Genomic DNA, 24,340 nt, shown 5'->3' with positions numbered 1-24,340 from the left:
CTATTTTGAAACGCCCGAACGGATAATACAAGGCAATAGATTATGCTTGATCACAAGCCCCGGATCGCATAAAATGCGCGGCTCTTAAATCATTGATGTTTTTTTGCGCATGGTGTTCGGCTTTGGATCGAATAGCGATGCGGCCCATAACTGAGGTAATCCCATGAAACAAGGTATTCATCCTAAGTACGAAGCAATTAACGTAACTTGCTCTTGCGGCAATAAATTTGAAACGCGTTCAACTCGCACTGAAGACTTGCTGGTTGACGTATGTTCAGAGTGCCACCCGTTCTACACTGGTAAGCAACGTGTAATGGACACTGGCGGTCGCGTTGACAAATTTAAGAAGCGTTTCGGTACTCTGGGCAAGAAATAAGCCTAAGAAAACCTGTAAAAAACGCTACTTTATAGTAGATTCATTAGAAAAGGCGCTAAACAGCGCCTTTTTTATTACCCGCTCCGCTGAACAGCCTATTGTTAAAGAAAAGTTAACCGGTGTACTTTTAACCACCCGAAAAGTTTAATGTCCACTCACAAACGGGAGGTATGATTTGTTTCTTCACTGAGAAGCGATAGACTGTCATTATTCTCAGCAAAGCAAATTGGGCAACGTACCTCATGACTGACTTTCGCCAACAGGCACTGGACTACCACGAATACCCAACCCCCGGAAAAATTTCCGTCGAACTGACAACCCCTGCAGAAACCAGTAGAGACTTAGCATTGGCCTACAGCCCTGGCGTCGCAGAGCCCGTTCGCGAGATAGCTCAAGACCCTGACAACGCCTATCGTTATACCGCAAAGGGTAATATGGTTGCCGTTATATCTAACGGCACCGCCATTCTTGGTTTAGGTAACTTAGGTCCGCTCGCCTCGAAGCCGGTTATGGAAGGGAAGGCACTGTTGTTCAAACGTTTTGCAGGTTTGGACTCCATTGATATCGAAGTCAGCCACCGCACCACACAGGACTTTATCAATACCGTGGCCAATATTGCCGATACCTTCGGTGGTATTAATTTAGAAGACATTAAAGCACCCGAGTGCTTTGAGATTGAACAGGCGCTGATTGAACGCTGCAACGTCCCGGTTTTTCATGACGACCAACACGGTACCGCTATTGTAACTGCTGCTGGTATGCTCAACGCATTGGAAATTCAGGGTAAAAAACTGGCTGACTCACGCATTGTTTGCTTAGGTGCCGGGGCTGCCGCTATCGCTTGTATGGAGTTGTTGATTAAATGCGGTGCGCAGCGCGAACACATTTATATGCTGGACTCAAAAGGCGTGATTCACACCCGCCGCGACGACTTGAACGAGTACAAGCAACTGTTTGCAAACAACACCGACAAGCGCACGTTAAAAGACGTTATTGACGGTGCCGATATTTTTGTTGGCGTGTCCGGCCCTGACTTGTTAAGCCCGGAAGAACTAAAGCTCATGGCGCCAAACCCGGTCATATTTGCCTGCTCTAACCCCGACCCTGAAATTAAACCTGAAGTGGCGAAAGAGGCGCGGGATGATCTCATCATGGGGACAGGTCGCTCGGACTATCCAAACCAGGTGAATAACGTGCTTTGCTTCCCGTTCATGTTCCGTGGCGCGCTGGATGTCCGCGCAACGGCAATTAATGACGAAATGAAAGTGGCGGCGGTAGAAGCCATTCGTCAATTGGCCAAAGAAGAAGTGCCAGAATCCGTGTTAAAAGGTGCGGGCGAGAAATCACTCAGCTTTGGCAGAGATTACATTATTCCTAAGCCTATTGATCCGCGCTTGTGCCAACGTGTTGCCCGCGCGGTGGCAGAGGCAGCAGTGAAGTCCGGCGTTGCCAAAATCGACATGCCGGACAATTACATGATGGATTAATCGTCTAATTCGTCGTCGGTGGGGATGGGCAAACCACGTTTTTCCAGCTCATCTCGCACCGCTTTTGGTATTTTCTCCGAGTTTGTCTTTTTCAAGTCATCATCGGTGGGTAGCGGTTGCCCCGTAAAAGCGTGTAAAAATGCCTCACAGAGCAATTCACTGTTGGTAGCATGGCGCAAATTGTTGACCTGACGGCGGGTTCGCTCATCCGTAAGAACTTTCAGTACACGGGTCGGAATAGACACCGTCACTTTTTTTACCTGTTGGCTCTTAAGGCCGTGCTCAGCGTATGGGTAGATGTATTCACCGTTCCACTTCATTATTTTTGCCCTGCGTTATAACAAAACCACATAAGTTATATTGAATTGTACCCAACTGAGCGGCCCCGTCAATTTTTATCCGTCTAGATGGCTAAAAATTGCTGACATTTGCCTCACAATATTTTAGCCTTAGGGAAATAACGCTTTCTAAAGCCACCGCAAATGCAGAGTTATTAAGGAAAAAGGATGACAGACGTACCAATCACTGACGCAGAAAAACAAAACGTGGCTGACAGCGTGCAGGTGCATAAATTTGGCGGCAGTAGTTTAGCCGATGCATTCTGCTACCGTCGTGTTGCGCGTATTGTAACAGAATACGCCGGCGCCAGTGATCTCGTCGTTGTCTCTGCAGCAGGCGATACCACCAACCGCATACTCGCCATTATTAATGCTAAAGACAGTCCGGGTGATACCGCCTCTATTTTACTCGACCAACTCGAACAGTTTCAGCAGGGGCTTATTAAAGAGCTGTTAAGTGGCGACCTCTCTGAGCGGCTGATGAAACAGTCGCAAACCGACTTTAAACGCTGGCGTCAATGGCTGGCAGGCGAAGAGACGATAACGCACAACGCAGAGCTTCTGTCGTACGGTGAACTTTGGTCTGCTCGTTTATTAGCTGCTCTGCTACAGAAGCAGGGAACTCGCGCCGACTACATTGATGCGCGCGACTTTTTACTGGCTGCCGATGCTCCAGAGCCAGTAATCCAGGTGGAAACATCGCGAGAGAATTTGCTCAAACGTGTTGCGCCGCATTCAGGCACCCGCTTTATTGTCACTGGCTTTATTGCACGCGGATTAAACGGCGAAAGCCTGACCTTGGGTCGTAACGGCAGTGACTACTCCGCTACCTTGGTCGGCAGTTTGCTCGACGTAAAGCAAGTCACGATTTGGAAAGACGTTGCCGGCGTTTACTCAGCCGATCCGCGCAAAGTCGAACGGGTTGTGAGCCTACCAACGCTCGACTGGGCCGAAGCCGAAGAATTGGCTCGTCTGGGCAGCCCGGTTCTGCACCCTCGAACTTTTCAGCCAGTCGACCGTGACCGCATGGTTATTTCTGTTCGCTCCAGCTTAAAAGTAGAAAACCAAAAGACCCGTATTGGACAATTTCACGATACCGAACCTCGCGGTAAAGTCTTTACCTCACTTTCTGAGGTGTTGCTGTTTAAAGTTCAACTGCAGGATAAAGCCCTGGTCAAGAAACTCGACCAGCTGGATTTAACGCCTTTGGTCAGCTGGGTCGAGCCGGAAAATCACACCCAATATTTGGTCTTTCACCAAAACCATGCGGATTACCTGAGCGAATGGCTGGACGACGCTGATGCCAACGACGCTATTACACAAATTCGCGGCTATTCGATGCTGGCCATTGTGGGTAATCGCATTCAGGAAACCGATCAGTTCTCGACGTTTAAACTGCAATTATCGGAGCAGAAAGTACGTCGCTTTGTCTTAAGTGAAAAAGGCGATTCGGCGGTGGCTATTTTAGAACAGTCACTCGACAGCCGCTTACTGAACCGCTTACACAGCCAACTCTTTAACTATCGCCGCAGTTTGGGCGTCTTGGTCATTGGCCGCGGCAATATAGGCAGCGCTTGGTTGGAACTTTTCAGACAGCAACGCGACCGGATTAACCAAGTCATGGATGTACGAGTCATTGGTATCGCTAACTCACGTCAGCTTTGGCTGGACTACAACGGCGTCGATCTGGGCGAGTGGGCGAGCGATTTTGATCGCCTCGCTCGTCCTTACGTCTTAACCGAGTTACTCCGGGAGTTACCCAATGCGCCGTATGACGAACTCGTCGTTATTGATTTGACCGACGCCAAACAGGTAGCACAACTCTACCCAAGCTTGTTTGCCAACGGCATGCACATCATTAGTGCGAATAAACGCGCCGGCTCTGCCGACGAGGCTCTGTACCGTGAAATACGCACCATTCAGCACGAATACAAACGCGAGTGGCTTTACAACACCACGGTTGGCGCGGGGCTGCCACTTAACTACGCCATTAATGATCTACGCAACTCAGGCGACGAAATTCGCAGTATTTCCGGGATATTTTCCGGCACCATGTCGTGGCTGTTCGAAAATTTCGCCAAAGGCGTCAACTTCAGTGACTTAGTCAAAGAGGCGAAAACTCGTGGTTATACAGAGCCAGACCCACGCGAAGATCTCTCCTGTCAGGATCTCGTGCGAAAGCTGCTGATTCTGGCGCGTGAAATTGGCTTAAAACTGGACTGGCAAGACATACAGGTTCAGTCACTTGTACCACAGCACTTGCGTGATATCTCAGCGGCTGACTTCATGAGCAACGTCACCGAAATGGATGAGCCAATGAATCAAATGTTAGAGGAAGCAGCGAAAGACGGCAAAGTTCCTCGCTTACTGGCCAGTTTTTCGGTCAATCAGGATAATAAAGTCACGGCCAGCATCGGCATTGAGTACATTCCGGAAGGCGATATGCTCGCCAACCTCATTCCGGGCGAGAATATCTTCGTGATTTACACCGACTGGTATTCAGAAATGCCGCTAGTGATCAGCGGACCCGGAGCCGGTAAGCATGTTACCGCTGGCGGTGTGCAGTCCGACCTTAACCAGCTGCTTGGCAAATTGTCGGTCGGTCATTAACAGCTCAATTGACGGATGGCGGGCGCTAAAACAGCCCGCCGTCATCGTCAAAAATATTCTCGTTTTTGTCACTGCCCCGCACATACTCCGTCGGTTCCGTACCTTTAATAAAGTACTCGAACCGCGAGGTGTAGTCATTCTTACGTGACAGTTTGCCCGTTTCCAAATCGATACGAACATTCACCACCCCTGGTGGAATACTGAATTCTCTCGCAGGGTATTGAGGAATAGCCTTCTCCATAAAGAGTATCCAGCCCGGTAGAGCCGTTTTTGCACCCGCTTCACCACCGGTTATCGCTTGTTGGCTCGAGTCCACGTCAGGGTGTTTGCTGGTGCGACCCAGCTTTCTTGAAACGTCATCAAAACCAACCCAGGTAGTCGTCACCAAGCCTGACGTGAAACCCGAGAACCAAGTGTCTCGCACGTCATTGGTGGTACCGGTTTTACCGGCAATGTTACGGCCCACTTCCTGAGTGATTGGCTTTGAGCGCTGAATGCGCCAGGACGTGCCGTTCCAACCCGTACCATTTGGCCAGCTACCACCACCCCAAACGGCAGAGTTCATTGCCTGCTCAACCAAGAAGGCATTTTGCTCACTGATAATTTGCGGTGCCGGGTTCTCACAGTCATAACACGCTCTTACAGGCTCCGCTTCATAAACGACGTCGCCGCCTAAATTTTCAATTTTTGAAATGAAGTAAGGCTCGATCAAAAAGCCTCCGTTGGCGAACACCGCGTAAGCTCGCGCCACTTCCATTGGTGTCATTGACATCGAGCCCAGAGACAACGACTCGTTTTCAGGAATTGCGTCTCTGCTTAAACCGAACTTGGCAATATGGTCAGCCACCTGCTCAACGCCAACCTCGCGAATCAAACGTACTGATACCACGTTTTTCGACTTCGCCAGGCCTTTTCGTAAACGGATAGGCCCCTCGTAAACTTCCGGAGAGTTTTTAGGGCGCCAAGCAATACCCGACCCCGGATTCCATTGGTTAATGGGGGCATCATTCACCAGCGTCGCTAACGTCAGTCCTTTATCAAAAGCGGCTGAATAAATCAGTGGTTTAATGTTCGAACCCACCTGACGCTCAGCCTGCAAGGCCCGGTTGTATTGACTCAGAGTAAAGCTGTAACCACCGACAACAGCGGCCACGGCACCGTCATCGGGCCTTAACGACGCAATGGCGGAACTCGGCTCGGGTATTTGCGCTAAACGCCACTGCTCATTAACGGTACGCAGCCAAATAACGTGGCCCGGCTGCATAATGTCAGAGGCCTTTTCCGGCGGCTCGCCCTGACGCTCTTCATTCAAATATTCGCGCGCCCAGTGCATCGACTCCCAGGGCAGGGTCACAACGCCCTTGTCTTTTACCATGACCGTTGCCGTCTTTTCTTCGACCCCAGTCACAACAGCAGGTGTGACATCGCCAATGCGCTTGAGTTGCTCTAAATATTGCTCAATTTCCTCAGCGGATAACGCACTACGCCCGTCTTCTTCAGACCACAGAATACTGATAGGCCCGCGATAACCATGACGCTCGTCGTAGCTGTGCAGGTTATCCCACACCGCCTGCCGAGCCGCCAACTGAACATCACTTTTTACCGTTGTATAAACGTTGTACCCGCCAGTGTAGGCTTCCTCTTCGCCGTAGCGATCGACCATTTCCTGACGCACCATCTCAGCAAGATAAGGAGCGCTTACGGTCACTTCCGCACCATGACGACGTGCCGTCACCGGCGCACTCGCGGCTTCCTCGAATTGTTGACGGGTAATTTTGTTTTCATCCAGCATGCGCAACAGCACGACTCTGCGACGCTCTTTTGACGCTTGCGGATTAGAGATTGGGTTTAAATTAGACGGTGCTTTTGGCAAGCCTGCTAAGGTTGCCATTTGTGCCAGCGTTAATTCATGCAGCTCTTTGCCGTAATACACTTGCGCGGCCGCGCCAATACCATGTGCCCGGTGACCAAAGGTGATTTTGTTTAAGTAAAGCTCCAGAATTTCGTCTTTACTCAGTTGCTGTTCGATGTGAACCGCAATAAAAGACTCTTTAATTTTACGCATGAGCGCACGCTCAAACGTCAAAAAGAAGTTCCGTGCCAGCTGCATGGTGATGGTACTGGCCCCTTGCTGCACTTCGCCGGTTGTTATGAGCACGCTAAACGCCCGCATAACGCCAATAGGGTCAACACCAAAATGCTGATAAAAGCGGCTGTCTTCGGTTGCCAGGAAGGCATCAATCAGTGGCTGTGGGACATCTTCGAGTTTAATAGGAATGCGGCGCTTCTCACCAAATTGTGAGATAAGCTGCCCGTCGGCGGTAAACACCTGCATTGGGGTCTGCCAACGAACGTCACGCAGCGTTTCGACGCTGGGTAACTCCGGTTTGACGTATAAATAAAGCCCACCAACTGTTGCACCACCAAGAACCACACAAATTAGCATTGTGTAGAGTAGCCGTTTAAACCACTTCAATGACCTGCTCCATAACCACTTAAAATGTAACTATCGGCAAAATAAGCATTTTCCGACACTACGTACCGCTTAAATCCTACCCCCATATTATGGCGGATTTTTGTTCAGAACACTACGATTGCATCTGGCTTTTACACAATAAGGATATTGTTTCATGTCGTTGCTCGAGCAAACGCCCATTGCGGTCTGTATTCAACAGGAAAACTGCAAAGTTTTGCAGCTCATAAGAAGCCAGGGACGCTTTAAAGTTCAACATTTCGCACACGAATTAACGGCTCACATAAACAAACAGCGATTAAAACGCTTTGGCTTGATATCTGCCCTCGACTATCAGGCAGTGCATTACCAGCAATTACCCTGTCAGAGTTCGACTGCCAGTGTCGAAGAAAGTATTTTGCAGCAGCTTCCGTCATCACTGGATAACGAAAGCGGCTTTTCTTACGACTACATTCAACACAACAACGGCAATATAGAGGCAGCCGTCAGCTCAGAGCGAGCCCTGAATAACTTAATGTCAGAGCTGGAACCGATGAATATACCCGTGAAGGTTGTCGAGCCAATTTACTCCTCTATTATCCGCACCACCAACGCATTACTTCCGTACTTATGGCCGAACGAAGCGCGTTTTACGTCACGCATGAAGTGGATCATTGCAGAATTGCGTCAAAAGGTATCCACGCTCATTTACTGTGAGCATGGCCGCTTTCAACGGTTTGAAAAGGTAGCCACCGCTGACTTACTTGCCCGTATCAGCGAAATGGACGAGTACTGGTTGTTCAGCTTTGGCGATAAAGTCGCTCAGTCGGCTCTGCAAACCACCTGCGAGTCCCACGCCTATACTCAGCACATTCGCTTATCGGCAGCCGTTCTTTTCGAGGACGAGCCGGCTCCGACGGCGGCTGCGTTAGACAACGAGATCGCCCTTGTCGGGCTGGCACTTCGAGGGTTTAGTCAGTGGCATCGTTAAACTTAGTGACTAAAAGCAATCGCTCGTCTTTCCTTAAACACCCTGTTATCAACCTGATTGGCTTGGTCGCCTGTATCTGTGTCACTGCGTTAACCCTGCAACTGATTAGCGGGTATCAGCCCATGCTCGATAACAAACGCCGCATTGTTCAGCAGCAATTGCAGCAGCTTGCGTCACTTAAGTCGGCACAACAGGCTCACAGGCGTCACCAACAAGCGTTATCCCAACGCCGTACGTTTATACAGCGGCAGCAACAAAACCGTGAAGCACTTAATGCGTTTGCGGCGCTGCTCACCCGGGTGCATCACCATTTTGATAACGCTGAGATAAAGCTGAGTCAAGACCAGCTACACATTACCGGAGGTTATCACCGTATTACGCAAACCGACTCACTGAAAAACTGGCTTCATTCTCATTGGGTGAACTCAGACATTAAGGCCTCAGTGCAAAAACAACTGCTACCAAAGCAACAAGTACAGCTGTCACTGCAAAGGTCGCCGTTATGATAGCTTCCGTCACAAAAGCCCTCCGTTTCTGGGCGATACTCTTTGTTGCCGTTTGTGCACTTTGCGCTGCCGCAGCCTATTTTTTTACCGCACACCAGTCGCAAAAATTGCGGCAGCTTTTGTCTGAAAATGCCCAGCAGTTAGCGACGCCTGTGCCAACCGTTTCAGAGGCGCTTAGTCCACTGCTGCCGTCGCCCCCGGTAGACGAATTGTTGTCGACAGTTGTTCAGCGCTACCCCATTAAAATTCATTATCAACACGCCAACCCATCAGACGCAATTTGGCTCGTGACCGTTGAAGCAGAGCCGCAGCAAGCGATGCGTTTTGTGGCTGAGGTTGTGGGCGCTCAATATAAAAAGCAGTCGCATTTTCCCGAGACGGACAGCCTTTCCTGGGATGCTATTGAGACAGAAAACGCAGATGCATACGGTGTGCTGAAATGGCAGTTTCGCTGGCAGGCAGAAGCAGCCAGTGACTCGTTAAATAAGCCGATACACGCGAATCACTTCACGCCGGTTCATGTCCCCGCTTTGTCGTGCCATGAAAAACCCTTTCAGGGTGCCCGGCCCTCCCTTTCTTTTGGCCAGGAGACTATTGGCGAAGAGATTACCAACGAACAGGGCAGCGTAGTACTCACGGCCATACAGACCCACCCGACCCGCAAGGCCATTTTTAAAACTAAAAATAACCAGTGGATAACCACACGTGAAGGAGACTGGCTAGGGTCGCGGACTCAAATCGACATCATCAACACGGATAGCTTAAACCTGTCTCAGTGGAGACAGTCCGGCAACTGCTGGCAAAAGCATTCTCAACAACTGCGCATCAACAAGGAAAGTGACGCGACATGAAGCATTTTATGACTATTGGTTTTTTTATCGTTTTATTCTGTTTGCAAAGCGCTTCGGTATGCGCCCGCAATATTGACTGGACACTGTTGTTATCACCACAACAGTTGAACGAACCGGTCTCGCTTTCCACAGAAAGTCTGCCGCTTAGACAGCTACTGCAATTGCTGGCCGACCAACATCAACTGAATGTGCTTATCGGTGGCGATATAAGTGGCGAGTCGACGTTAAAGTTTAATGAGGTTGCCTGGCAGAACGCCTTTGAAAGCGTGATCAATACCCACGACCTGCATTTAAAACGACAGGGGGATTTACTCTGGGTGACCAGAGAGCGCCAAGATGAAGCCACTACTGACGAACGCACATCGACATTATTGCGAATCAACTTTGCCAAAGCAGCTGATTTAGCGACGTTACTGAAAAACGACCAGCAAAGCTTCTTGTCAGAAAACGGTGCGGTCAGCGTCGATGAACGCACCAACACATTGATTATTCGCGACACGCCCGAGCAAATCGAGTCGGTTCGTCACGTCATTGAAAAATTGGATATTCCGGTGCAACAGGTACTCATTGAAGCGCGCATGGTGACGGTGAAAGCCAACGTGAGTAAAGCGCTTGGAGTTCGCTGGGGCGCGTCCAACTATGGGTTGTCGGCCCCAGAAGAAGGTGCCGGGTTTATTAAAGGCATGCACGTCGATTTACCTGTTACCAACCCGGCCGGCACTTTTTCCGCTAATTTGGCGCGGCTTAGCGACGACATTCTGCTAGACTTAGAGCTCACCGCACTGGAGCAGGAAAATAAAGCCGAAATTATTACCAGCCCGAAAATATTCACCTCAAATCAGCAGCCTGCGTATATTGAGCAAGGCACGGAAATTCCTTATGTCGAAACCGCCGCGCATGGTGCCACCGCTGTGCAATTTAAAAAGGCGGTAATGGGCTTGAGCGTGACGCCACTTATTACACCCAATAATCACGTTTTAATGGATTTAACCATTACTCAAAACACCCGCGGCGATACGGTTGCCACGCCGACCGGCCCGGCCGTTGCTATCGATACCCAGGAAATGTCGACCCGGGTGCTCGCCCGAAACGGCGAGACGATTGTACTTGGCGGAATATTTCAGGAGCATAGCTTGAATGATGACAGTCGCGTCCCCATCTTAGGGTCTGTTCCAGTGTTAGGCAGTCTGTTCTCTCACGAGCAGCAGCGCAAAGAGAAACGTGAGTTGATGATATTCGTCACACCAACGATTCTGCAGCAAAACTAACACGGCTACCAATGGCTATTGCTAAAGTGACTCCGAGTTGAGATAATCCCGCTTCTTTTCGTTGGGTTGGGAGATTCTCCAGACACTCCGGATTCGTGAGTTACAGCTACTTTTAACCAATGATGTAAGCAGGAATATGGCTGAGAAACGTAATATTTTTCTTGTTGGGCCCATGGGGGCTGGCAAAAGTACGATTGGCCGTCAAATCGCCAGACAATTGCATTTAGACTTTTATGACTCTGACTCAGAGATAGAGCGCCGTACCGGTGCGGATATCAGCTGGGTGTTTGAGCTGGAAGGCGAAGAAGGCTTCCGCGCACGTGAAGAAAAAGTCATCGAAGAACTCACTGAGAAAATGGGCATAGTGCTTGCGACCGGTGGCGGCTCGGTAATGAGTAAAGAAAGCCGTAACCGCCTGTCTGCGCGGGGTATCGTGGTGTATCTGAAAACCCCTATCGAGAAGCAGTTAGCACGTACTCAGCGTGATAAACGTCGTCCTCTTATTGCAGAAGCCGATGACCCACGTCAGGTATTAGAAGAGCTGTCCGAAGTACGTTGCCCGCTTTACGAAGAAATTGCGGACATTACCGTACAAACTGACGACCAAAGCGCAAAGTTTGTCGTCAATGACATTATTGATCAGCTCGATACCATCAACGGGCTGGGATAAAACAAAGGAGCTGCGTTCATGGCCGAGGTTCAAGTCTCATTAGGCGAACGCAGCTACACTATCCATATTGGCAACGAACAACTTGCCAACTTTCGCACAAACAACGCCTATAGACTCAATAAGCAGCTGTTCATTATCACCAACCCAACGGTGAGCCAGTATTATCTGAAGCCATTACTGAACGTGCTGACCGACCACCAGGTCGACTTTTTTGAAATGCGCGACGGCGAGCAGTTTAAGAACCTCGACAGTTACGCTGAAATAATGGACCGATTAATCAGTAAAGGCTACAACCGCGATTGCGGGATTATTGCCTTAGGCGGCGGTGTGGTTGGTGACTTAGCAGGATTTGTCGCCGCAACGTTCCAACGTGGCGTCGATTTTTATCAAATACCGACAACCTTGTTGTCACAAGTGGACTCTTCGGTGGGCGGGAAAACCGCCGTCAACCATCCTCACGGTAAAAACCTTATTGGTGCGTTTTACCAACCTAAGTCGGTCACTATCGATATCGACTGTCTGCAAACCTTAACCGAACGAGACTTTCGCAGTGGCCTGGCAGAAATCGTTAAGTACGGCGTTATTTATGACGCTGAGTTTTTTCATTGGCTGGAGCACCACGCGGCGGAATTAAAACAACAAGATCCTGACGCTTTAACCTATGCCATAAAGCGCAGCTGCGAAATTAAAGCCGACGTCGTGGCTAAAGATGAGCGCGAAAAAGGCTTACGGGCGCTTTTGAACCTCGGTCACACCTTTGGACATGCTATTGAGGCTGCCACAACCTATGGCGAATGGACGCATGGCGAAGCAGTTTCTGCTGGCATCATAATTGCATCGAAACTATCAGAAGTGACTCAGCGGCTATCGGCGTCAGATTTTCGACGAATTAAAGAGCTGCTGACAGCGTTTGAACTGCCGACTAAAGCGCCAGAAATGCCTTGGGAATCTTGGTTGGAGTACATGCAGCGAGACAAGAAGGTCAAAGACGGCCAGCTGCATTTTGTATTGCCTACCGCCATTGGTCAGGCAGACGTTGTCAAAGATATAGAGCACACTACCGTTGCTGCTGTGATCACTGAATGTTGCTAACGCACCTGCGTTATCTCTATTCGGTTAAACAGACAGGAACAAAACGATGCAAGCACTTGCGACCACACAGCACATTGTTGCCGCGCCGGTAAAAAATAAGCCGAGCCAACAGCAGGCGATTGATCAACTTCATCAACAATGCCAGCAAAGTGTTTCTTTAATTATGCTACACGGCGCCGAAGGAAGCGGTAAAACCACCGTTGCCGAGCTGTTTCTGGAACAAGCGTCCGACTACGCCGAAGTTGCTTTCATTTCAGCCAACGAGCGCTCCACCAACGACCGTCTACGTGCACAAATCCTGAATCAGCTGTTTGGTACTATCAGCATTAGTGACGAGTCGCTCAGCCGCCAAATACAACGTCAGCGTCCGCTCAACCACGCGATTATTGTGATAGATAACGGCGAATACCTGTCTGAAAGTTTTCTCGCCGAATGTATATCCACCGTTTCACAACTCAGTGCCATTGGTCAACGCACCAGCATTATTGTGGTCGGCAGTTCGCGATGGGCACAGCAACAACGTCCAGCGCCGCATCTTCGTGTACAAGGCCCTGCATTGGTCGAAGTTCAGCCATTCAGCCACGAAGAACAAATTCGTTTCGTTCAGGCACTATTGCCTGAGAAACAACGCAGCTTCTGGAATTTAGAGCGCATTCAGCAGTTTTTGAACTCAATTAACGGCTACCCCGGCGAAATTCAGCAACGGTTACAGCTGGCGTTGGCGACTCAGGCGGCACGCTATCGCGACACCTCACCAGCCGAGCAAGAGCAAAGCGCGCCAGCAAGTGCTGCCGAATCAAACACCCAGAAGACACAATCAAAGATGAAGCTGTGGCCTCTTATTTTAGTTGCCGCACTTATCAGTACAGCGGTCGCCGGCTACCTGAACAAAGACCAGTTACGACCATTATGGGAGCAGTTCAATAGTTCAGCCGCCAACACGACTCAAGAGGAAGCGTCGCCAAAGACAACTGACGCAGCATCCGCACAAGCAAGCGAGGGCGAAAGTCAGAGTGAACCTGCTCAGGTTCAGGCAGAAGAGCCACAAACAACCGAGTTACCCACCTTTGAGCCGATTAACGAACGTTCTTTAGAGCTTGTTCCTGAAGAGTTGGCATCGTCTTACCGCTCGTCGTTAGGTACACTAAACAACCGAGCCGCCGCTGAAGTCACAGAGGGTGATATCAGCGTTGGTTTCATTAAAGAGCAACAACCTAAAGAAGCAGAGCCGGTAGGCACCGTGGTTGCTGAGTCCGGCAACACGAATGAGGCCGCAGCTGAAACAGAAACCACTCAGCCCGAACAAGTTGAACCGACGGCAACTCAAACGAAATCCACTCAGGAATTACCTTTTAACACCGAATGGGCACTGAATCAGCCGGCCGACAGTTACACCTTGCAAATTAGTATTATCAGCGACACTCAGTTGCTGTCAGATTTTCGCCAGGACTACGCCCTGACTGACACTACCCAGGTATATCAGCGCGCCGATAACCGCTATGTCATCATTTTTGGTAGCCACAATAGCATTGAACAGGCTCGCAATGCCGCTAGTGAACTGCCTCAAGCTGTTCAGCAAATGGAGCCCTGGGCTAAATCATTTGCCAGCGTTCATGCCGATATTCAGGGACGTTAATACTTACAGCAATTTTCATCCCCCGGCCTTTGGGTTACAATCCGTTGAGGATCAACCAACGGCCGGCGCATGAAGAAGAATCGGGCATTTTTAAAATGGGCAGGCGGTAAGTACTCACTTATCGAGCCAATATCAGCACGCTTGCCGCAAGGTAAAAAGCTCATTGAGCCCTTTGTGGGTGCCGGCTCCGTGTTTCTGAACACGGACTATGACAGTTACCTGCTGAACGACATTAACCAGGACCTAATTACCCTGTATCAGTTTGTGAAGCGTCGCCCTAAAACCTTTATTCAAGACGCCCGCAAGCTTTTCGTTGAGCGCAATAACCAGCCCGACGCTTACTACGCGCTGCGCGCCGCGTTTAATGCCAGTAGTGACCCCTATTATCGTTCTTTGCTGTTTTTGTATATGAACCGACACGGTTATAACGGCTTATGCCGCTACAACAGCAAAGGCATTTTCAACGTTCCTTTCGGTGACTATCGAAAACCGTATTTTCCGGAAAAAGAACTCGAGCATTTTGCGGAAAAAGCCCGCAAAGCCAAATTTATTTGTCGGCCGTTCGAGCAAGTATTCCGCCGCGCACGTCAGGGCGACGTTATTTATTGCGACCCGCCGTATGCGCCGTTAGTGCAGGCCTCTAACTTCACCAGTTACGCGACCGGTGGCTTTGGGCTTACCGACCAACACGAGCTCGCACGCCGCGCAGCGCAGGTAGCCAAAAAGCGCGATATTCCGGTACTCATTAGCAACCACGACACCGAACTGACACGAGCACTATACAAACAGGCGGATATTAGCAGCTTGTCGGTGTCGCGCAGTATCAGCCAAAAAGGTGACGGTCGAAAACCTGTCACAGAGCTGCTGGCCCTCTATAATACCGAGCCGGCAACCAGCAACGTCGTTTCTCTTAATAAGACATTGAAGAAAGTAGGCACATGAACTGGTACTTAAAAGCATTTAACGACCTTTCGCTGCACGATCTCTACGACTTACTGAAACTTAGGCAAGAGGTTTTCGTCGTTGAACAAACCTGTCCGTATCTGGACGCCGACGGTGCCGACGAACAAGCCTTACACTTATACGCTCGCAACAGCACCGGAGAGATGGTTGCCTACGCCCGACTTTACCTCGCCACTACCGATACCGGTTATTCCCGTATTGGTCGTGTCATAACACACGAGAAAGTGCGCCGCCAAAAGCTCGGCATTGAGCTAATGCAACGCAGCATCGACTATCTTGAGAAATATGCGCCCCAAGCGCCCATTCAAGTGGGTGCGCAGGTGTATTTGCTAACGTTCTACAAAAGCTTCGGTTTTGAACCCATTAGCGAAGAATATCTGGAAGACGATATTCCACACATTGATATGCAACGAAAGGCTGCCCAATGACCGTTACCACTCGGGTTCCCGTTCTTGCCAACAGCGACGCGGACATCGTCGCTGCAAAGACGATTGCTGAACGTTGGGGGCTGCCGTCGGAAGCCAGAGACGATGACGCTTTTCAGCTGTGGCTGAATGACGGTGTGTTAGCCCTGCACTGGCTGCAAAGCCCACAGAAAATGTCACCGTTAGTGGTCGACTTTCATCAGGGAAAAACGGCCTACCGTGCGCAAAACACGCAATTAAAAAACGAAGCCATTGCTAAGGCGGTGGGGGTCACCGGGCAGTTTAAACCATCAGTGGTTGATGGCACTGCCGGCCTTGGCCGAGACGCCTTTGTACTGGCCGGTTTAGGCTGCAACGTGCAGTTAATAGAACGTCATCCGGTGGTCGCTGCGCTGCTCGATAACGGCTTATACAGAGCTCAGCTAGAAGCTGACGATATTGGCGAAGCCTGTCAGAGAATGCATTTAATCGGCACTGACAACTTATACACCGGCAAAGGCTTCACCCACGAGCCCGACGTGGTGTATTTGGACCCAATGTACCCCAAAACCGGCAAACAAAAAGCCCAGGTGAAAAAAGACATGCAAATATTTCAGCAGTTGGTCGGCAGTGACAACGACGCTGACTCGCTGTTAGAGCCTGCTCTCGCTCATGCGAAGTTCCGGGTGGTGGTTAAGCGCCCAAACAGCGCGCCGTTTCTTGCAGAGCGTGAACCAAACAGCCAAATTAAGAGTAAAAAGCATCGCTTTGATGTTTATATAAAACGAGGTTTCAATGAGTCAGCAAATTAAAGAAGGCGATAAAATTCCATCCGGTTCACTGACCAGCAAAGGTGAGCTTGGCATTCAAAATTACGACCCGGCAGAGATATTTGCTAAAGGCACCCACATATTGTTCTCCGTACCCGGCGCATTTACTCCGACCTGTTCGGAAAAACACTTGCCCGGTTATGTCGAACACGCGGAAGCATTTGAAGAAGCCGGTGTTTTAAGCATTAACTGCGTAGCCGTTAATGACGCTTTTGTGATGAAAGCCTGGGGCGAGTCGTTAGGGATCGGAGAAAAAGTTCGGTTATTGTCTGACGGTAACGGTGCTTATAACCAAATGCTGGGACTGGCAATGGACACTGGCAACTTTGGCGGTATTCGCTCAAAACGCTACGCCATGATCATTACCGACGGCACCGTAACAGGCTTATACGTTGAAGACGAAAAAGCCTTTGAGGTCAGCAAAGCCGAATACATTCTGGAGCAGTTGCAACAATAATGTCGAACTGGGATGTTATTGTTATCGGTGCCGGGGCAGCAGGGCTTCACTGCGCTGCCCATGCCGCTAAACGCGGTAAGTCGGTATTAGTGCTTGATCACGCCAAGCAGGCGGGCAAGAAAATACTGATATCGGGCGGCGGCCGCTGTAATTTCACCAACATGTACGCCGGACCCGATAACTTTTTATCATTCAACCCCCATTTTTGTAAATCTGCACTTAGCCGCTACACCCAGTGGGACTTCATTGGGTTAGTGGCTGAATACGGCATTCCTTACCATGAGAAAACCTTAGGCCAGCTGTTTTGCGACGACTCCGCCAAAGACATTGTGCGTATGCTCATGAGCGAGTGCGACCGCTACGGCGCGCGGGTACAGCTGCGTACGGATATTGTGTCGGTGGACTTTGACGACGGCTATTGCATAGAAACCAGCCGTGGTGAATACCGCAGCGACAAGCTAGTTGTTGCTTGTGGCGGGCTCTCCATGCCGAAGCTCGGCGCTACCCCCCTGGGCTATCAAATTGCCGAGCGGTTTGGACACTCGATTGTGCCGGTACGCGCTGGCTTAGTCCCTTTTACCCTGCAAGAAGACGACAAAGAACGCTTTGCAGAGCTTTCCGGCGTTGCGGTGCCAGTAACCGCAGAGGCTAACGACGGCTACTTTCGTGAAGCCATGCTGTTTACGCACCGGGGTGTCAGCGGCCCCGCTATTTTACAGGTGTCGTCCTACTGGCAACCCGGCGAAGCCGTGACCATTAACCTGTTGCCCGACTTAGACGCTTACGAATGGCTGAAAGACCAGCAGCGCCAGCAACCGAAAACCCAACTTAATACGGTGCTGCAAGCGCATTTCCCGAAACGCGTGGCGACCGCATTAGCCGAACACCACCAATGGCCGTTAAACAATAAACTGGCCGATACCTCGAACGCACAGTTCCAGACCATAGCCGACAACCTGAACCGCTGGCAGCTCAAACCTAACGGTACCGAAGGGTATCGCACCGCTGAAGTCACCCTAGGCGGCGTGAACGTCGACGAAGTCAGCTCCAAAACCATGGAAAGCCAAAAACAACCCGGCCTGTACTTCATTGGCGAAGTGCTGGACGTAACAGGCTGGCTAGGAGGCTTTAATTTTCAATGGGCGTGGAGCAGTGGTTTTGCTTGTGGGTCGGAGTTGTAAATTGGCATTAGAAGCTATTACTACTAATAGCTGTTAATTGCCAAGAGCATACGTTAACGCAGCATTACGCGGAATAAAATTGTTGATTATAATGTGTAGCGAAGCGAAATCTAACCAACTGTTTTAGTCCGTTTAAATGCCTTGTTAGGTTTACCTTATCCCGAGCTCTTTTTTAAAAGCATTAATTATGTAGTTAAAAAGTTTAGGAAGTAGAATAGCAAGTACTCCCCACCACAAACTTCCTAATATCAGGGTGTTAACCTCAAATGGTATATAAGTAATTTCATAAAATAATGATATTGGGAAGTCCGCTATCATCAAACTTAAACAAATTTCACTACACGATACTTTCAAGCCGTTAAAATCTACAACTGACAGCCAAGCAAAATATGAGTGCTAAAGCCAATAATGAATCTAAACATTGCACTCATTGATATTTGCATTGCTCAGCCTGGTATACCTAAGTTTGAGTCGCCACTGATCTGCTAGACATCTCGTAGCCATAGATTGGCACAAAAGAGATGCTTATAAGTAACAACCGATACCCCGAAGAGTTTTTATCAAAAAATAAGGTTGTAAATCATGATTACAGTCAACACGACTAGAACCTTACCCGTGTTGTTTTCCGAAAATACAGTTTTTATGAATCCAAAAGCATAGGCCAAACTACCCTTTATAACTTCATAAATCCCGACGCCGCTCGCGCGAAAGTCTTTATCATTCACTGACTTTTTTGTTTTATCCGTACCGAGTTTTATTGAACTCAGAGAGTCGCTGCTATCACGCTCTTTTAACGCTAGCTTTATGTCAGCAATATGAAGGTTAACAACCTCAATATATTTACTGACGAACCCACCTAAGCGGCTCGAAGCAGCCGCGGCTTTAGGGCGGACTTCTGCTCCCTCGGAAAAGGAGTTTCGCATTGGCAAATTCCGAGTTTTAAGCCTGATAAACAAGCTCACAAACATTAAAATAAAACCAATAATAAGCAAATAGGCCCCAACACCTAAATAGTCAAACAGCTTCTCCCAACCATTTGACCTGGATAGATCTATGCCCATCATGCTTAACGTATCGGATGCCTCTGAAGCTTCAACAGATATATCGTAAAAAATATCCCCATAAGTAATCAGGAAATAGACTGCTACGACTTTTGCTGCAACAGGTAAAACGCCGGTCAGCGCACTTGCGATGGCGATAAGGCAGCAAAAAACAAAAAAGGTAAGCTCACCGCTGGACATTTCATTTGCGATGACCATAGCCTCTGTTTGTCCCCACATTCGTATTTCTACAATATTAAAGAAGTGGCCCGCCGCAAAAAGCCCGATTGCAATAACGATAAAAACGTTTAGCAGTTTAGTTTCCTTGACTGGGCCTGCCCAAGGGTCAACTGATTGCCTATTATCCAGCGTTACATTTGAAGTATCTTCGTCATTATTATTGTTCATAAAGAAACCCTTAACTTACCCTTTTGTCGACACGGCTTCGCAGGAAGCGCCTTGTATCGCAACTTTAGGCAAAAACTTTTTAATATCTACGGGCTTCTTACCACCTTCTATGGCGTTTATTACTATTGAGAAACTTAAACCACACTCTGTCACCGCTGAAACTGAGTATTGTCCAGCACCGCTAACATGAAAATTTACATTATTCCCATCAATGTATTCTTTGATTTGCGTGCTATTCTCATGAGCGCTACTTATTTTATCTCCACCATAAACGGTAGCAACTAGCGTACTATTAGACGGCATTGTGACATGAAAAACGGTTGATTTAGATTGCTCTAGTGAAACTAGAGCTGACGGCGCTGATGTAACTGAAACAACGTCGGCTTTTTGTGCCGCAAAACTGCTAAAAGCGAAAAACAGAGCAACGAATGAGATTAATTTGAGCTTCATATTTGTTTCCTTGATTTAGTTATTTTATTCACAAATAACTTACCAAGAAATACATAAATTTAACATAGCATTCTGCAACGTAACTAAATGAGTAACCTTTGTTAACTTCAAAGGAGCTGGATAGCCCAATGCAGAATTGGTTGAGTACCTTTGGGGAAGCACCTATGGCAAGCAGTTAAATACGCTGTCAGATTGAGAATTGTTTTTTTGATAAATTCCAAAGCATTTGAGTCACCTGCCGTTTTAAGCGGCTCTGCACACACGCACCTATCCTTAAATGCTTTAACCAACTGCAAAGTGAACTTCTCAGGCTTTGCTAGACACTTTATGTCCGATTTCCATGTCTGCTCCGAGCGATCAGCGGACATTTATTAGAAATGTTAGTAATGTTGGAAAAACATAATCAAATCGTAAAGGACTATAATTTGAAACTCCTCACATTATTCGCAAGTTTACTTTTCAGCACTCTTAGCTTCGCAAGCGACGAGATTTACGATGAATCCAGAGATAGGCATATTCCGATAGAAGTTTCTCATCCTATTGAAAAGGAACATTGCAACGAGATCCAGAAGTGCCCAGTGGCATTACTTAGCGCGGGTTACGGCGTATCACATACTAAATACACTTTTTTGTCCGAGCAGTTAAACCAACTGGGTTACATGGTTGTAGCTATTGGGCACGAGTTAGAGAACGATCCTCCGCTTTCGGTATCGGGTAATTTGTATGAAACTCGAAGTGAAAACTGGAAGAGAGGCGCCGAAACACTCAACTTTATTAAACGTAGGCTGGCATCTAATAACCCAAACTATAACTTCAACGACTTGCTACTCATTGGTCATTCAAATGGTGGGGATATTTCCTCCTGGCTTGCGAATGAGGGCAAGGATTACATTGATACTCTTATTACACTTGACCATCGTCGCGTTCCGCTTCCCAGGCGAAAGGATGTTAATGTCCTATCGATTAGAGGTAGTGATTACCCTGCTGACGACGGAGTATTGCCTTCAAAGAAAGAAGCAAAAGAGTACAGTATGTGCGTTACCGAAATACCAAAATCCCGTCACAACGACATGACTGATTACGGCCCCAAATGGCTTAAAGATGAAATTACTAACGTTATAGATAATTTTCTAAACGGCACGGGCTGTCGAGTTAATTCATGATAAAGACTAAAACGATAACTATTGCAGTATACGCGGGTTTAATCTCTGTCATTATTGGTGCAGCAGTATTTGCGTTGAGCTGGAATTTATACGACGTTCTTGGCGGTCCCATGCCCGGCACCAAGGTACTACTGTTCCCGGGGAGCTTAACGTTAATATATGTTTGGCATCCGCTCTTCACCGAAGAAATTAACTTCTGGCCTAAGTTTGCGCTCCAAATGTTCGGACAGTTTTTTGTTGTTACGACCATGACGATGCTGTGCGTTGGTCTTGCTAAGAACCTATTTCGCATCACCCAGAAACGGTAAACATGAAGGGCCCCCAAATGCTAAAAATGCCCGCTCAGCATTAACTTGCCATAAACAAACCACACCCTCACCTCACAAACTCTCATACCCATCCCAACCCTCTGGGCACTTCCAGTTTTTAAGCCATGGCAGTACGTCGCCTGCCGGCATCGGTTTCGCAATGCCGTACCCTTGGCCAAGAACGCAGCCTAGCTCAACCAATGTTTTACCCTGCAGCTCGGTTTCAACGCCTTCGGCAATAATGTTGAAGTCAAAGGCATCGGCCAAACCAATAATGCCTTTCACAATGGCCAAATCACCTTCGTCTGTCAGCATGTCACGAACAAAGCTTTGGTCTATTTTGAGCGTCTGCGCCGGTAAGCGTTTCAAGTAGTCGAGTGCTGCAAACCCAGTACCGAAGTCATCCAATGACACGGCAATGCCCATTTTTTTGCATTTAGCCAACACCTCGGCGGCTACATTAATTTTGCCAATGGCGGCGCTTTCCAGCACTTCTATTTCAAGAGACTCGGTCGGTACTTGCGGGTAGCGCCTTAAATGGGCATTTAATTCGTCTAAGAAGTCATCGTTTAAGAGCTGTAGTGCGTTAATGTTGACGCTAATGGGTAAGTTAATGCCTTTCGCTCGCCATTTATCGGCTTGCTTCAGTGCACTATCTATGACCCAATTACCAATCGTAATAGAGAACGGATGTTCTTCTATAAATGGCAAAAAGTCACCCGGTGGTACCAACCCGCGCTCAGGATCGCGCCAGCGCAGTAGGGCTTCAACGCCTATGACCTCACAGGTTTCCATATTCACTTTGGGTTGATAAAAAAGCTCCAGCTCATCATGACTAATAGCCTGTTCCATACGCTTAATAAGCTCGGTCAACTTCGCCTGCTCTTGCTCGCGATGCGTATCAAACCACGTTATGCGGTCACGGCCGTTGCGCTTAGACTGATGCAGTGACTGGCTGGAGTGGCGAATGAGGGTATCGGCATCGTTGTTGTCCTGCGGATACGCAGTAACGCCCATACTGACGGTAATATCCATGGTGTAAGAGCCAACGGTGATGGTTTCGGAGAGCTCGGACTTTATTCGCTCGAGAACCTCATTCACCTGCAGTTCACTCTCTCCACCTTCAATGACCAATAAAAATTCATCGCCGCTGAGCCTTCCGACCGTATCGCCATCGCGTATGGTGGCGTTGAGCCGCCGGGCAAGCTGTTCTATGACTTTATCACCCACCGCATGGCCAAACTGAGCGTTGATATTTTTGAAATTATCGACGTCGATAGACGCGACCACGACCATGTCGCCTTTACGACCAGCAATGCTCAATGCGTGTTCCAGGCGGTCTCGTACAAGTAAGATATTAGGAAGCCCGGTCAGAGCGTCGTGGTAGGTTCTGAATTCTAATTCCTCCTTATGGGCAAACGCTCGTTCTGTTACGTCCGAACTAATGCCGACAAAGTTTTGTACTTCGCCGCGCTTATTCTTAATAGCGCTCATGGACGCCAGTTCCGCATAAAACTCGCCATTTTTACGGCGGTTCCACAGCTCTCCCTGCCAGAAGCCGTCTTTTATCAGTTGCTGGAACATAGAGCGATAAAATGACTTGCCCTGACGTCCTGACTTCAGGAACCGGGGATTTTTGCCCAGCACTTCACGTTTTTTATAGCCGGTAATGCGCGTAAAGGCCGGGTTTACGTCCAGAATTCGGCCATCGGCATCCGTGATAGTAATGCGGTCTTGCGTATATTGAAAAACGGAGTCTGCCAACATTATTTGGCGACGCACATAGCGCAGAATGAGCCAGCTTAGGAACAGTGCCGTCAGCAACACCAATGGTGAGATAATGACGTAACGCCAAAGCTCGTTGAGGGACGATTCATAAGAGCTCGTCGCCGTTTCTTTAATGCTCGTGATTAACCGTTGCTCAACGTCTTGAACGGTCGCAATAAGCTGTGTCTGCTGAGCTATCCACACGTCAGCGTCCATGCCCTGAAGTAACTCATTAGGCGTTCGTGTTGCGAGTAGCTTTTGCCGAAACTCCGTTGTTAACGCGGACAAATCACCGTCCGGCTCCACCGAGGTCTGACTTTCAAAGCCAATCAGCAAGCTGCGTTGTCGACCAGCGTTATAAGCCAACTGACGAATGTCTTCGTGGCTCATTTTGCCGTTTAACAGCGCTTTACCAACAATGACACGCTCTTGTCCGAGTAATTCTCGCAGTCGATTTAAAATAAAGTAAGCATTTACTTCGCGTGAGAGGCTTACTATCGATAAGTCACGTGCTAACTCATTCAACTGGCTATTGGTTTGCCGAATAATCGCAGTATAAAACTGAAGTATTTCATCAGGGGTCGCTTGTTTATTGTCGACACGTTCACGCATAACCGGTAGCTGCCCCAGTGCATCAGTCGCTAACTTTAAGCCCTGGTGAAGCGCTTTGGTTTCCGACGTAATATCTACTGAACCCAGCTTTTGCTTTAGGTTTATCAGCTGCTGGTTCGTTCTCTCACGGCTTTGCAATAACCGCGACCGTAAGCGCTCAGTGCCGGTATCTGTAATGAGCACACTCAAGCCACGCTCACGTTGTAATGTGCCGACGAGCTGACCGGCCGCGGTGACCAGCGTGATATTATCATTCAGCGCATCCAGCCGATTAACCGACTGCCGCAGCTCTATAATATTAGACCCAGACATCCAAATAATTGCGATAACGGGTAATAGCAACGCCGCTGCAAAACGGTAAGAAAGTGGCAGTTTGTCGAATAATTCGAGCGCGCGGTATGAAATACGTGTTCTCCTTTGCTCATCTCGATAAGCGTTATACACCTACTTTTTGTAAGTGTATAACAAAATAAACCTGAA

General features: G+C 48.7%; 22 protein-coding genes. 17 read left to right on the top strand and 5 right to left on the bottom strand.

What is annotated here, in order from left to right; all coding sequences use genetic code 11:
- The first annotated feature begins 163 nt into the window (after positions 1-163).
- Both rpmE and EST55_RS11150 read left to right on the top strand, forming a co-directional pair.
- Positions 164-376 (top strand): 50S ribosomal protein L31, encoded by a 213-nt coding sequence (gene rpmE, locus EST55_RS11155; protein WP_088767230.1) that lies wholly within the window; start codon positions 164-166, stop codon positions 374-376.
- Between the two features lie 242 nt (positions 377-618).
- A complete protein-coding gene (locus EST55_RS11150; RefSeq protein WP_129497524.1) occupies positions 619-1,863 on the top strand; it encodes a malic enzyme-like NAD(P)-binding protein in 1,245 nt (414 codons plus the stop codon).
- On the opposite strand, the gene metJ is transcribed toward EST55_RS11150, so the two are convergent.
- Positions 1,860-2,183: a met regulon transcriptional regulator MetJ gene (gene metJ / locus EST55_RS11145; protein WP_088767228.1), complete on the bottom strand. Its 324-nt coding sequence runs from the start codon at positions 2,181-2,183 to the stop codon at positions 1,860-1,862. The genes EST55_RS11150 and metJ overlap by 4 nt on opposite strands.
- Before the next feature lie 186 nt (positions 2,184-2,369).
- Here metJ and EST55_RS11140 point away from each other — a divergent pair, with 186 nt between their 5' ends.
- Complete coding sequence (locus EST55_RS11140) at positions 2,370-4,811, top strand: bifunctional aspartate kinase/homoserine dehydrogenase II (protein WP_129497523.1); 2,442 nt, start codon at positions 2,370-2,372, stop codon at positions 4,809-4,811.
- 25 nt (positions 4,812-4,836) lie between these two features.
- Here the strand turns inward: EST55_RS11140 and EST55_RS11135 are convergent, their stop codons facing one another.
- Positions 4,837-7,287, bottom strand: coding sequence for a PBP1A family penicillin-binding protein (locus EST55_RS11135; RefSeq protein ID WP_088767226.1), 2,451 nt, complete (start codon positions 7,285-7,287; stop codon positions 4,837-4,839).
- A 154-nt stretch (positions 7,288-7,441) separates the two neighbouring features.
- Here EST55_RS11135 and EST55_RS11130 point away from each other — a divergent pair, with 154 nt between their 5' ends.
- The 12 genes from EST55_RS11130 (at position 7,442) to EST55_RS11075 (ending at position 18,112) form a co-directional block, all read left to right on the top strand.
- Complete coding sequence (locus EST55_RS11130) at positions 7,442-8,254, top strand: hypothetical protein (RefSeq protein WP_129497522.1); 813 nt, start codon at positions 7,442-7,444, stop codon at positions 8,252-8,254.
- Positions 8,242-8,760 (top strand): hypothetical protein, encoded by a 519-nt coding sequence (locus tag EST55_RS11125; RefSeq protein ID WP_129497521.1) that lies wholly within the window; start codon positions 8,242-8,244, stop codon positions 8,758-8,760. Before EST55_RS11130 ends, EST55_RS11125 begins: the two co-directional genes overlap by 13 nt.
- Entirely contained in the window at positions 8,757-9,611 is an 855-nt protein-coding gene (locus tag EST55_RS11120) for a hypothetical protein (protein WP_129497520.1), read from the top strand. The genes EST55_RS11125 and EST55_RS11120 overlap by 4 nt, the downstream gene beginning before the upstream one ends.
- Entirely contained in the window at positions 9,608-10,879 is a 1,272-nt protein-coding gene (pilQ, locus tag EST55_RS11115; protein WP_129497519.1) for a type IV pilus secretin PilQ, read from the top strand. Before EST55_RS11120 ends, pilQ begins: the two co-directional genes overlap by 4 nt.
- A 136-nt stretch (positions 10,880-11,015) precedes the next feature.
- Complete coding sequence (gene aroK / locus EST55_RS11110; protein WP_088767221.1) at positions 11,016-11,549, top strand: shikimate kinase AroK; 534 nt, start codon at positions 11,016-11,018, stop codon at positions 11,547-11,549.
- 18 nt (positions 11,550-11,567) lie between these two features.
- Positions 11,568-12,641 carry a 3-dehydroquinate synthase gene (gene aroB, locus EST55_RS11105; protein ID WP_129497518.1) on the top strand — a complete coding sequence of 358 codons (1,074 nt, stop codon included), beginning with the start codon at positions 11,568-11,570 and terminating at the stop codon, positions 12,639-12,641.
- Positions 12,642-12,687: 46 nt separating this feature from the next.
- A complete protein-coding gene (locus tag EST55_RS11100; protein ID WP_129497517.1) occupies positions 12,688-14,277 on the top strand; it encodes an AAA family ATPase in 1,590 nt (529 codons plus the stop codon).
- Between the two features lie 69 nt (positions 14,278-14,346).
- Positions 14,347-15,219 carry a Dam family site-specific DNA-(adenine-N6)-methyltransferase gene (locus tag EST55_RS11095; protein ID WP_100691252.1) on the top strand — a complete coding sequence of 291 codons (873 nt, stop codon included), beginning with the start codon at positions 14,347-14,349 and terminating at the stop codon, positions 15,217-15,219.
- Positions 15,216-15,668: a GNAT family N-acetyltransferase gene (locus EST55_RS11090; protein WP_129497516.1), complete on the top strand. Its 453-nt coding sequence runs from the start codon at positions 15,216-15,218 to the stop codon at positions 15,666-15,668. The genes EST55_RS11095 and EST55_RS11090 overlap by 4 nt, the downstream gene beginning before the upstream one ends.
- Positions 15,665-16,456, top strand: coding sequence for a class I SAM-dependent methyltransferase (locus EST55_RS11085; protein WP_129497515.1), 792 nt, complete (start codon positions 15,665-15,667; stop codon positions 16,454-16,456). The genes EST55_RS11090 and EST55_RS11085 overlap by 4 nt, the downstream gene beginning before the upstream one ends.
- Positions 16,440-16,931 (top strand): peroxiredoxin, encoded by a 492-nt coding sequence (locus EST55_RS11080; RefSeq protein WP_129497514.1) that lies wholly within the window; start codon positions 16,440-16,442, stop codon positions 16,929-16,931. Before EST55_RS11085 ends, EST55_RS11080 begins: the two co-directional genes overlap by 17 nt.
- The gene (locus EST55_RS11075; protein WP_129497513.1) at positions 16,931-18,112 is read left to right on the top strand and encodes an NAD(P)/FAD-dependent oxidoreductase; all 1,182 of its coding nucleotides are present in this window, start codon (positions 16,931-16,933) and stop codon (positions 18,110-18,112) included. The genes EST55_RS11080 and EST55_RS11075 overlap by 1 nt, the downstream gene beginning before the upstream one ends.
- A 560-nt stretch (positions 18,113-18,672) precedes the next feature.
- Here the strand turns inward: EST55_RS11075 and EST55_RS11070 are convergent.
- Positions 18,673-19,560, bottom strand: a complete 888-nt coding sequence (locus tag EST55_RS11070; protein ID WP_129497512.1) for a hypothetical protein — start codon at positions 19,558-19,560, stop codon at positions 18,673-18,675.
- A 15-nt stretch (positions 19,561-19,575) separates the two neighbouring features.
- Positions 19,576-20,010 (bottom strand): hypothetical protein, encoded by a 435-nt coding sequence (locus EST55_RS11065; protein WP_129497511.1) that lies wholly within the window; start codon positions 20,008-20,010, stop codon positions 19,576-19,578.
- Positions 20,011-20,435: 425 nt separating this feature from the next.
- Between EST55_RS11065 and EST55_RS11060 the strand changes: the two genes are divergently transcribed.
- Both EST55_RS11060 and EST55_RS11055 read left to right on the top strand, forming a co-directional pair.
- Complete coding sequence (locus tag EST55_RS11060; protein WP_129497688.1) at positions 20,436-21,173, top strand: alpha/beta hydrolase; 738 nt, start codon at positions 20,436-20,438, stop codon at positions 21,171-21,173.
- Positions 21,170-21,481 carry a hypothetical protein gene (locus tag EST55_RS11055; protein WP_129497510.1) on the top strand — a complete coding sequence of 104 codons (312 nt, stop codon included), beginning with the start codon at positions 21,170-21,172 and terminating at the stop codon, positions 21,479-21,481. The genes EST55_RS11060 and EST55_RS11055 overlap by 4 nt, the downstream gene beginning before the upstream one ends.
- Before the next feature lie 72 nt (positions 21,482-21,553).
- On the opposite strand, the gene EST55_RS11050 is transcribed toward EST55_RS11055, so the two are convergent.
- On the bottom strand, positions 21,554-24,172 hold the full coding sequence (locus EST55_RS11050; protein WP_129497509.1) for an EAL domain-containing protein: 2,619 nt from the start codon (positions 24,170-24,172) through the stop codon (positions 21,554-21,556).
- Between the last annotated feature and the right edge of the window lie 168 nt (positions 24,173-24,340).

It is taken from the genome of Idiomarina sp. 29L (assembly GCF_004123135.1).
Lineage (GTDB): Bacteria > Pseudomonadota > Gammaproteobacteria > Enterobacterales > Alteromonadaceae > Idiomarina.
This window is presented reverse-complemented; position numbering and strand designations above follow the sequence as displayed.